This is a genomic window from Bartonella sp. TT119HLJHH (assembly GCF_042193385.1).
Lineage (GTDB): Bacteria > Pseudomonadota > Alphaproteobacteria > Rhizobiales > Rhizobiaceae > Bartonella.
Window position 1 is genome coordinate 1 of record NZ_JBHILS010000156.1, and the last position, 533, is coordinate 533.

Below are 533 nucleotides of genomic sequence, written 5' to 3' on the forward strand. Positions count from 1 at the left end.
ATGCAAGCCTCTCATGCCGTTGGCTCTTCGATAAAATCGGGAGGTGACACCACTGTCATTGCAGGGCAGGATGGCAAACCGCATGATCTTAGCATCACAGGCAGTTCCATTGCGGCTGATGGCAAGGTATGGCTGAAAGCCAGCAACGATATTCTCATCAATAATGCAGAGGATAGCTTACATTATGAGATGTCGTATCACAAAGAGGGTGGGGTGTTTAGTAGCAGCAAATCTGAGCATAACAAGATGGATGTGCGCCAAGTTGTGGGGTCAAGCATAACAGGGGGTGAAGGCATTGCCATTGACTCAGGCAACAACACGGAAGTTGTAGCCTCGACGCTCATAGCCGGTAAGGCAGAGGAAACGTCAGGAGAGAAAGCACTAGAAGAACAGGCAAAAGCGGATATTACCATTCACTCTGGGGAAAAGATTACTATCAAAGGCGCCCAAGAGCACTTGGATCAGCAAGCACAATCGTCATCAAGTGGCTTTTTGCATGAGAAATCGTCCGATACATCTCAATCGCATACCAC

Annotated in this window: 1 protein-coding gene; it reads left to right on the forward strand. The window is 48.2% G+C overall.

The genetic code is table 11. The features are described 5' to 3' along the window. The coding region (locus tag ACFIJL_RS09905) for a hemagglutinin repeat-containing protein (RefSeq protein ID WP_375624566.1) at window positions 1-533 on the forward strand (533 nt) is incomplete at both ends.